Origin of the sequence: Salmonella sp. 32120201201600049SM (genome assembly GCF_017572835.1) — a bacterium.
Taxonomy (GTDB): domain Bacteria; phylum Pseudomonadota; class Gammaproteobacteria; order Enterobacterales; family Enterobacteriaceae; genus Salmonella; species Salmonella enterica.
The window spans coordinates 194,069-204,014 of record NZ_JAGESA010000006.1 but is presented as its reverse complement, the minus strand read 5'-3'; the positions used below and the strand labels follow the sequence as shown (position 1 = coordinate 204,014).

The 9,946-nt window shown below is 53.0% G+C and carries 7 protein-coding genes and 2 pseudogenes; 2 read left to right on the top strand and 7 right to left on the bottom strand.

Annotated features, from left to right (window positions below; translation table 11 throughout):
• Window positions 1-198 precede the first annotated feature (198 nt).
• On the bottom strand, window positions 199-306 hold the full coding sequence (locus tag J4650_RS14895) for a type I toxin-antitoxin system toxin Ldr family protein (RefSeq protein ID WP_001537650.1): 108 nt from the start codon (window positions 304-306) through the stop codon (window positions 199-201).
• Between the two features lie 372 nt (window positions 307-678).
• Here J4650_RS14895 and J4650_RS22855 point away from each other — a divergent pair.
• A pseudogene (locus J4650_RS22855) lies at window positions 679-831 on the top strand (PLP-dependent transferase); the annotation flags it as partial.
• 117 nt (window positions 832-948) lie between these two features.
• The gene (locus J4650_RS14885) at window positions 949-2,247 is read left to right on the top strand and encodes an aromatic amino acid transport family protein (protein ID WP_023993637.1); all 1,299 of its coding nucleotides are present in this window, start codon (window positions 949-951) and stop codon (window positions 2,245-2,247) included.
• Between the two features lie 100 nt (window positions 2,248-2,347).
• Here the strand turns inward: J4650_RS14885 and dppF are convergent, their stop codons facing one another.
• The 6 genes and pseudogenes from dppF to J4650_RS14855 all read right to left on the bottom strand — a co-directional run bounded on the left by dppF (window position 2,348) and on the right by J4650_RS14855 (window position 9,926).
• Complete coding sequence (gene dppF / locus J4650_RS14880) at window positions 2,348-3,361, bottom strand: dipeptide ABC transporter ATP-binding subunit DppF (RefSeq protein WP_000103563.1); 1,014 nt, start codon at window positions 3,359-3,361, stop codon at window positions 2,348-2,350.
• Entirely contained in the window at window positions 3,358-4,341 is a 984-nt protein-coding gene (gene dppD, locus J4650_RS14875; RefSeq protein ID WP_001196509.1) for a dipeptide ABC transporter ATP-binding protein, read from the bottom strand. Before dppD ends, dppF begins: the two co-directional genes overlap by 4 nt.
• A 10-nt stretch (window positions 4,342-4,351) precedes the next feature.
• A complete protein-coding gene (gene dppC / locus J4650_RS14870) occupies window positions 4,352-5,254 on the bottom strand; it encodes a dipeptide ABC transporter permease DppC (protein WP_000084690.1) in 903 nt (300 codons plus the stop codon).
• Window positions 5,255-5,263: 9 nt separating this feature from the next.
• The gene (gene dppB / locus J4650_RS14865) at window positions 5,264-6,283 is read right to left on the bottom strand and encodes a dipeptide ABC transporter permease DppB (RefSeq protein ID WP_000938843.1); all 1,020 of its coding nucleotides are present in this window, start codon (window positions 6,281-6,283) and stop codon (window positions 5,264-5,266) included.
• Between the two features lie 156 nt (window positions 6,284-6,439).
• Window positions 6,440-8,047: a dipeptide ABC transporter periplasmic-binding protein DppA gene (gene dppA, locus J4650_RS14860; protein WP_000028047.1), complete on the bottom strand. Its 1,608-nt coding sequence runs from the start codon at window positions 8,045-8,047 to the stop codon at window positions 6,440-6,442.
• 554 nt (window positions 8,048-8,601) lie between these two features.
• Window positions 8,602-9,926, bottom strand: a pseudogene (locus tag J4650_RS14855) (uracil-xanthine permease family protein).
• Window positions 9,927-9,946: the final 20 nt, after the last annotated feature.

Below are 9,946 nucleotides of genomic sequence, written 5' to 3'. Positions count from 1 at the left end.
GTTGAACTTTTGCAGTTGCCAGACCGCAAGATGTTTTAACAAATCAAAAGGGGTTTTAATAACTGGCTTAAAGCTGAAAGCTTTCCGGAACCCCCAGCCTAGCTGGGGGTTTTCCATAGACAAAAAGGCCGCAAGGTTTCCCCTGCGGCCTGGTTCGGGCGCATGTTGCCATTACGGCGGACAAACGCTCAAAACGCGTTACTTCCTGTCACGTAGCCAGTTGACGATCACACTGGCGATAATGCCAGCAATGATCGGTGCCGCCAGATCGTGCCAGAAGGCCACGCCCAACTGCGTAAGCGTCATATAGCCGCCTTGTTGCAATGGCAACCGTTCGCGGCTATCCTTGATGTGTTGAGGTTCAAGTTAGCCCCCGTCAGGTTGCCAGGTTTATACCAGTCAACGTGCGGGGGTTTTCTCTTTCCAGCAACCTATGCCGCCGGGGATCAAGCCCCCGCAACATTGCGCCTCACCGGGTAAACCCGGCTTGCTGCTGATATTACGGCAAAATCCCCGTCCCGGCACGGCGCTAACGTGCAATCTGCGTGACGCTTCGCAGACGACTACTTTTATTTGCCAGAATACATTCAGCATTTCTGAGGCTGGCAGTCAGCCGCTCAATTCTGTAAATTATGCCTCCTCGCGGCCAGTCCCGGTGATACCGAAACCCTCGTTCAGCATCCTGCGTCTATGACATATTCGCCTGTTGCGCCAGAGGAATGGCTAAAAGCAGGTATTACCGACGAACTTATCCGTCTTTCAGCGGGACCTGAAGATCCCGACGATATTATTCATGACCTTGAACGCGCCAGCAGAAAAGCAGCATTCTGACGATTGCTCGGCGAACCGCTGTCACCGGTTTGCCGCATCGGGTATCAAGGCACTATAGCCTGGTTATAGGCAGCATTCTTTATGAGAGAGCTGCCTATATTTTGGGCAGGGGGCTCTATGCAGGACGACACATTACCATTAAATAACAGTAACGCTACGACCACACCGCTTTCAACGAGATTACCGTTTACAAAATATGATTTTGGCTGGGTGCTCTTGTGTATCGGTATGGCGATCGGCGCCGGTACCGTCTTAATGCCAGTGCAAATCGGTCTCAAGGGGATCTGGGTATTTATTACCGCTTTTATCATCGCCTATCCCGCTACCTATATTGTGCAGGATATTTATCTAAAAACGTTATCTGAAAGCGAAACCTGTGACGATTATACGGATATTATCAGTCACTATCTTGGCAAAAACTGGGGCGTTTTTCTCGGTGTAATCTATTTCCTTATGATTATCCACGGGGTGTTTATTTACTCCCTGTCGGTGGTGTTTGATAGCGCCTCCTATATCAAAACCTTCGGCCTTACTGAAGCCGATCTTTCGCAGTCTATTATCTATAAAGTCGTGATTTTCGCCGTGTTGGTGGTGATTGCCTCCGGCGGGGAAAAGTTATTATTTAAAATTTCCGGCCCGATGGTGGTGGTAAAAGTCGGGATCATCCTGATATTCGGTTTTGCGATGATCCCACACTGGAATCTTGATAATATTTCCGCCTTTCCCGCCGCATCGGTTTTCTTTCGCGACGTACTGCTCACTATCCCATTTTGCTTCTTTTCTGCGGTCTTCATTCAGGTGCTAAACCCAATGAATATCGCCTATCGTAAGCGCGAACCTGACCGTGTGCTGGCCACCCGGATGGCGATTCGCACGCATCGCATTAGCTATATTACGCTGATTGCCATTATTCTCTTTTTCTCGTTCTCGTTTACCTTTTCGATTAGCCATGAAGAGGCGGTATCAGCGTTCGAGCAGAATATTTCCGCCCTTGCGCTGGCAGCTCAGGTAATCCCTGGCCATATCATCCACATTACCTCTACCATCCTCAATATTTTTGCCGTACTTACCGCGTTCTTTGGTATTTATTTAGGTTTTCACGAAGCGCTTAAAGGTATTGTGCTGAATGTATTGAGTCGTATTATGGATGTCAAAAACGTCAACCCACTGTTACTGACATCTGGTATCTGTGTCTTTATCGTGGTGACTCTGGTTATCTGGGTTTCGTTTCGCGTCTCAGTATTGGTCTTTTTCCAGTTAGGCAGTCCGCTTTATGGCATTGTCGCGTGTATTATTCCTTTTTTCCTGATTTATAAAGTAGCGCAACTGGAAAAATTACGCGGCCTGAAAACCTGGCTTATTCTGTTATATGGAATATTGTTGTGCCTGTCGCCGTTATTAAAATTGATTGAATAAGTCGTACCGGAGAGCCATGCCCGGTGGCGCTACGCTTACCAGGCCTACAGGTACGGTGTAGGCTTGATAAGGCGCAGCCGCCATCCGGCATAAAACGCAATTAACTCAACGGTTTCTGCGGGTTTTCATCCTGATCGACGGCAAAGCAGGCCACCAACTGGCCGTCGTACTCTTTAAGCTGCGGCTGTAACTGCGTACAGGGTCCGAAGCGACGGCTGCAGCGGGCGTTGAAGGCGCAGCCCGGCGGCGGGTTCAGCGGGCTCGGCAACTCGCCGGTCAGCTTAATCCGCTCACGGCGATCGTCCGGATTCAGCCGTGGCGTGGCGGAGAGCAACGCCTGGGTATAGGGATGACGTGGATTGTTAAAAATCTGCTCTTTGGTCCCTTTCTCCACGCAGCGGCCTAAGTACATGACCATCACTTCATCGGCTATGTGTTCCACCACCGACAGGTCGTGCGAGATAAAGACATAAGACAGCCCCATATCCTGTTGCAAATCCATCATCAGGTTCAGCACCTGGGCGCGCACCGACACGTCGAGCGCGGAGACCGGTTCGTCGGCAATTACTACGTCCGGATCAAGCATCAGACCGCGGGCGATAGCGATACGCTGACGCTGGCCGCCGGAGAACATATGCGGATAGCGGTCGTAGTGCTCGGTTTTCAGCCCCACCTTCGCCATCATCGCCAGCGCTTTTTCACGACGCTGCGCTTTACTCAGGCTGGTATTGATCAGCAACGGCTCTTCCAGAATTTGCCCCACTTTCTTGCGTGGGTTCAGGGAACCGTAGGGGTTCTGAAACACAATCTGAATTTTCTGCCGCCGCAGTTTCTGCGCGTGCGGATCGTGTTTGAGCAGATCCTGCCCCTGGTAATAAAGCTCGCCGCCGGTTGGCGTTTCAATCATCGTCAGCAGGCGACCCAGTGTGGATTTTCCACAACCGGACTCCCCCACTACCGCCAGCGTTTTACCGCGTTCGAGATTAAACGACACGCCATCCAGCGCTTTTACCAGCCGTTCCGGAGAAAAGATCCCCTTCTTCACCGGATAGTGTTTTTTCAGGTCGATAGCCCGCAACAGCGGCTGTTGCAAGGTGGCCTCATGCGTGCTCATAGTGTGGGCCTCCCGGCATCATCGAGTGGGTAATGACATTTTGACTGACGTCCATCGTCCAGTTGGTTGAGAGCAGGTTCTTCCGCACGACATCTGTCCGTGGCGTAGGGGCAACGCGGGTTAAGCAGACAGCCCGTCGGTCGGTCATATTTCCCCGGCACCACGCCCGGCAGCGACGCCAGACGCGCTTTATCTTGCGCAAACTCTGGTAACGCACGTAGCAATGCCTGGGTATACGGATGACGCGGCGCGCGGAAAATATCCTGCGCAGCGCCGGTTTCGACGACCTGCCCGGCGTACATGACGATAATTTTGTGCGCCGCTTCCGCCACCAGCGCCAGGTCATGGGTAATCAGCACCAGCGCCATGTTCTCTTTTTGCTGCAACTCCAGCAGCAGCTCAATGATTTGCGCCTGAATGGTCACATCCAGCGCCGTGGTCGGTTCATCAGCAATTAACAGCTTTGGTCGACAGGCTATGGCCATCGCAATCATCACGCGCTGACTCATGCCGCCAGAAAGCTGGTGCGGATAGACATCCAGACGAGAAGCCGGATCGGGAATACCCACCTGGTTCAACAGGTCAATCGCTCGCTGACGACGGGTTTTCTTGTTCCCGCCCTGATGTACCTTGATGGCTTCCATAATCTGAAAGCCAACGGTATAGCAAGGATTGAGGCTGGTCATCGGGTCCTGGAAAATCATCGCCACTTCAGCGCCCACCAGGTTGCGACGTTCCTTCTCGGAAATGCGCTTCAGATCCTGTCCGTTAAAGAGCAGGTTTTCCGCCATCACGCGGCCTGGGTAATCGATAAGCCCCATAATCGCCAGCGAGCTGACGGATTTGCCGGAACCAGACTCGCCGACAATCCCGACCACCTCACCCTGCTTCACGCTGTAGCTAATGCGGTCGACGGCTTTGAACGGTGTGCCTTCGTCGCCGAAGTGCACCGATAATTGATCTACATTTAATAACGCCATCTCGAACCTCTTACTGCTTCAGTTTGGGATCGAGCGCGTCACGCAGACCGTCACCCATCAGGTTAAATGCCAGTACCGTCAGCAGAATCGCCAGCCCCGGGAAGGTCACGACCCACCAGGCGCTTTGCGCGAACTGCAATACGTCAGAGAGCATGGTGCCCCACTCCGGCGTTGGCGGTTGTGCACCCATGCCAAGAAAGCCGAGGGCAGCCATATCGAGAATGGCGTTAGAGAAACCGAGCGATGCCTGAACAATCAGCGGCGCAAGGCAGTTCGGGAAAATATTGACGAACATCTGACGCATTGCGCCTGCGCCCGCCACGCGGGAGGCAGTCACATAATCGCGGTTCACCTCTACCAGAACCGCCGCGCGGGTTAAGCGGACATAGTGCGGCAGCGCCACAAACGTCAACGCCAGCGCAGCGTTGCCGATGGAGGGGCCGAAGATCGCCACCAGCACCAGCGCCAGCAGCAGGCTCGGCAGGGCCAGCATAATATCGACCACGCGCATGATGATGTTATCGACCAGACCGCCGAAGTAGCCCGCGACCAGGCCGAGAATAATCCCCATTACCAGCGACAGGACGACCACCAGACAGCCGACCAGCAGTGACAAACGCGCGCCATACATCAGGCGCGAGAGGACATCGCGACCAACATCATCCGTTCCCAGAATATGCGCCCAACTGCCGCCTTCCTGCCAGACCGGCGGCGCCAGCAGCGCATCGCGGAACTGCTCTGCCGGGTTGTACGGCGCAATAAAGTTGGCAAACACCGCAATCAGGATCACGATGAGAACATACGCCAGCCCGACGACCGCGCCTTTATTGCGTTTGAAATAGTGCCAGAACTCCCGCAATGGCGTCATGGGCGCCGGTGCGGCATTAACATTATTTTCAGTAACCTGTGACATGATGGCCCCTTACTTCTTATGCCGAATACGCGGGTTCACCACGCCGTACAGCAGGTCTACCAGCAGGTTGACGAGAATAATCATCGTCGCTACCAGTAACACGCCGCCCTGCACTACCGGATAATCGCGGCGTTGCAGCGCATCGATCAGCCAGCGCCCCAGACCGGGCCACGAGAAGATAGTTTCTGTCAGAATCGCGCCCGCCAACAGCGTACCGACCTGCAGGCCGATCACGGTGACGACTGGCAGCATAGCGTTACGCAGAGCATGGACGATAATGACGCGCATCCTGGTCAACCCTTTGGCGCGTGCGGTACGGATGTAATCCTCCCCCAGCACTTCCAGCATCGACGAACGGGTCATACGCACAATGACGGCCAGCGGGATTGTGCCGAGCACCATCGCAGGCAGGATCATATGCGCCAGCGCATCAATAAAGTTACCCTCTTCGCCCCAGATAGCGGTGTCGATCAGCATAAAGCCCGTCAACGGATTGGTATCATCAAGGAACACCATATCGCTCACGCGCCCGGAAACCGGCGTCAGGTTCCAGTGGACGGAGACCAGCATGATCAGCATCATGCCCCACCAGAAGATAGGCATAGAGTAACCGGTCAGCGCCAGGCCAACAGCAGTGTGATCGAAGATAGAACCGCGCTTCACTGCGGCCAGCACGCCCACCGGAATCCCCACGGCGACGGCAAAAATCATGGCGCAGACGCCAAGTTCCAGCGTCGCTTTAAAGCGAGGTACGAACTCGTCCCATACAGGGATTCGGCTTTTCAGCGAGATGCCTAAATCGCCATGCATCACCCCCCAGATATAATGGAGGTACTGCTGCCACATCGGTTTATCAAGACCGAGTTCAGCCAGCAGTTGAGCATGACGCTCAGGGGAAATACCTCGCTCACCCGCCATGATCATCACCGGATCGCCGGGGATCATGTGGACAAAGGCAAAGGTGAGAAGGGTAATACCGATAAACGTCGGGATAACGAGTCCCAAACGTCGGAGAATGAACTGCAACATAACCCGAATTCTCTCTCATGACCCACGGCCTGGAACCGTGAGTCTGTATTGCTCACAAATCTTATCCCACGCAAACTGCATCGCGGATAAAGCATTACGCCGGATGGCGCTGCGCTTATCCGGCCTACACAACACCGGGGCGCAGCGCTCTTTTAATTATTCGACAGAGACGTTTTCGAAGTGATGTTTGCCTAATGGATCAACCACATAGCCTTTAACTTCTTTACGCACTGGCTCATAAACCGTGGAGTGAGCGATGATCAGAGCTGGCGCCTGGTCATGCATCACAACCTGGGCCTGTTTATAGAGCTCAATACGCTTGTTGTGGTCATCGGTCGCACGCGCAGGCTGAATCAGGTCTTCAAACGGCTTGTAGCACCATTTTGAATAGTTGGAGCCTTGCTGGGCGGCATCGCAGCTGAACAGCGTGGCGAAGAAGTTATCCGGATCGCCATTATCGCCGGTCCAGCCCATCATCACCGTCTGGTGCTCGCCATCTTTAGCGCGCTTGAGGTATTCGCCCCATTCATAGGTGACAATTTTGGCCTGAACGCCAATCTTCGCCCAGTCCGCCTGGATCATTTCCGCCATACGACGCGCATTCGGGTTATAGGGACGCTGTACCGGCATCGCCCATAGATCGATGGTGAAGCCTTTTTCCAGACCGGCTTCTTTCAGCAGCGCCTTCGCTTTTTCCGGATCGTAGCCGTAGTCTTTAATATCGTCGTTGTAGCCCCACATTGTCGGCGGGATCAGGTTTTTCGCCGCAACGCCCGCGCCCTGATAAACGGCTTTGATGATGGCCTCTTTATTCACGGCATAGGTCAACGCCTGGCGAACTTTGACATCATCCAGCGGTTTTTTCTGTACGTTATAGGAGAGATAACCCACGTTCAGACCAGCCTGCTCCATCAGGTTGATGTTTTTATCTTCTTTCATGCGCGCAATATCCGCCGGGTTCGGATACGGCATCACCTGACATTCGTTCTTCTGCAGTTTGGCGTAACGCACAGAGGCGTCAGGCGTGATGGAGAAGACCAGACGGTCAATCTGCGGCTTCGTGCCCCAGTAGCCGTCAAAGGCTTTGTAGAGAATGCGGGAGTCTTTCTGATATTGCACCAGTTGGAACGGGCCAGTGCCGACCGGGTTCAGATCCACTTTTTCCGGCGTACCGGCTTTCAGCATGTTGTCAGCATATTCTTTGGAAAGAATAGAGGCGAAGTCCATGGCTAAATCGGCAAGGAACGGCGCTTCCGGACGCGTCAGCACAAACTGCACCGTGTGATCGTCTACCTTCTTCACTTCGCTAATCAGATCCGGCAGCCCCATGCCTTCAAAGTATTCATAGCTGCCGCCAGACACTTTATGGTACGGGTTCTGCTCGTTTTTCTGCCGGTCAAAAGAGAACACGACATCATCGGCGTTCAGCTCGCGCGTGGGTTTGAAATCCTTGCTGGATTGCCATTTCACCCCTTTACGTAGGTGGAACGTATAGGTTTTACCGTCTTCGCTGATATCCCACTTCTCAGCAAGACCCGGGATCACTTCCGTGGTGCCGGTTTTGAATTCAACCAGACGGTTATAGATAGGTACGGAGCTGGCATCATAGGTGGTGCCAGACGTAAAGAGCTGTGGGTTAAAGCCTTCCGGCGAGCCTTCTGAACAATAAACCAGGGTTTTGGCCTGCACGCTTGCTGCAACGGTCATGGCCACCAGGCTCAAACCAAGCTTCAGCATCCCTGACTTCTTCAAGGAAATACTCATTCTTCTGCTCCAATTGTGATGTATGTTGTTTTGCCCTTTGCAAAGGCTTTTACCGCCCGGCCTTTTTTGTTTTTTACCTAGTCAGGTCAGTAGTGAGAGGTGGGGATTCCGTTCGCATAATCGACTGAGTTGCAGTGCGGATTCTCCATAAAATGCCCCTCATTCCCTACAATCTGTCAATAGAATGTCAAAACGTCAATACAGGTAACCAGCTTTTACAACAACGGTGAGAATTAACAAACAAAGATTAAAAAAAGTTCAGAAGGGTATTTTCAGCAGGGAAATTTGTGCTATAGGCAGAAAGGCAGAGTTATTCACTTAATATTTTGCAACAGTTAGTGATTAACAATTAGACATTAATTGAAAAATTTCTTTCGATATGTTGATTATCTGAGCGATTAATACCACTAACGCTAAAACGCACAGGCGAAAATGCTGAGGTTATCCATAAGCCGTGTGCAAAAAAGAGTTATACGGACATTGAAAAACACCATCGAATATGTCACAAAATTGTAAATAAGTAGGCCGTCGTGCGGCCTACCGCGATCACAAAACTAACTTTTGACCCTGGCCTGCGTGCGCTTTTCGCTCCAGTTAAACAACGAGTTCACCAGAATCGCCGTCAACGTCCCCGCTGCCATGCCGTTGCCAAAGACCATCTGTACGCCCGCCGGGAAATTCTGATACAGGCCGGGTACCAGTATAGGTAGCATTCCCATGGCCAGCCCCATCGCCAGCGCATAGGTTTTACCCGGCGTATGCAGTGGCTCACGCGCAATCATATCAATGCCGATGACCCCGATAATGCTGAAGACAATCACCGCCGTACCGCACACCACCGAACCTGGCAGACAGGTCGCCAGACGTACCAGCGGCGCGAATATGGCAATCAGGATTAACAATCCTCCGGCAGCCGCAGTCACGAAACGTGATTTCACATTAGTGGTGCGTACCACCCCAATATTTTCGCCGGAGGTGATAATTAAGGAGGTGCCAAAAATCCCCCCAGCAGCGACATTACCGCATCACCACGAATGGTGCGTGGAATCGCCTGCTGCACATTTTGCGTGGAATTGACTATTTCCGCGGTCGCAATCGTTTGCCCGGTTGCTTCAGCCATAGAGATGACCGCGTAAATCAGTAACGGCAGCGAGGCGGAGAGATCAAAAATCGGCCAGCCGAACGGCAAAAGCTGTGGGAAACTAAACAGCGGCCCGTGACTAACACCGCTAAAATCGGTGCTGCCCAGCGCCATTCCCAGCAGCGTTCCCGCTAAAAGGCCGAACATCACCGCCAGCTGGCGCAAAATACCGCTAAACGCCAGCGCGAAAATCAGCGTTATCAGGATAGTCCCCAGCGATAAAATGATACTGGTTGGATGAGCGAAGTCGGCGCTCCCTGGCTGGCCAATGATCAACCCGCCGTACAGGCGAATAAGGTTAATCGACACCATTAGCAGCATGATGCCGATGATAAAGGGGGGAAAATGGTGCAGGCAGCGGCGGAAAATCGGCAACGCGATAAAGTAGAACAGCGAGGTCAGAATTACGGCGCCAATCGCGGTCTGGATATTGGTCTGTAAAGCGATCGCAACGAAAATCGCAATCGGCGCGCCCCCCGGTACCATAATAAACGGCAAACGCGCGCCCACCCCTTTCACACCCAGGCTTTGCAGAATAGCGCCCAGACCGCACATCAGAAAGGTCGCGCTAAGTACCGAGGCGGTCACCGTATCGGTAAAGTGGAGCGCTTTGGCGATCAGGAAGACGGAGGTAATGGGGGTGGCGGCAACGACCAGCACATGCTGAAGCGCCAAAAGTAAGGTGGTTTGCCAGGGTAATGCATCGTTATCCGGCGTAGTAAGGCCAGGCTGCGGCATGATTAACTCCCATAAAACAT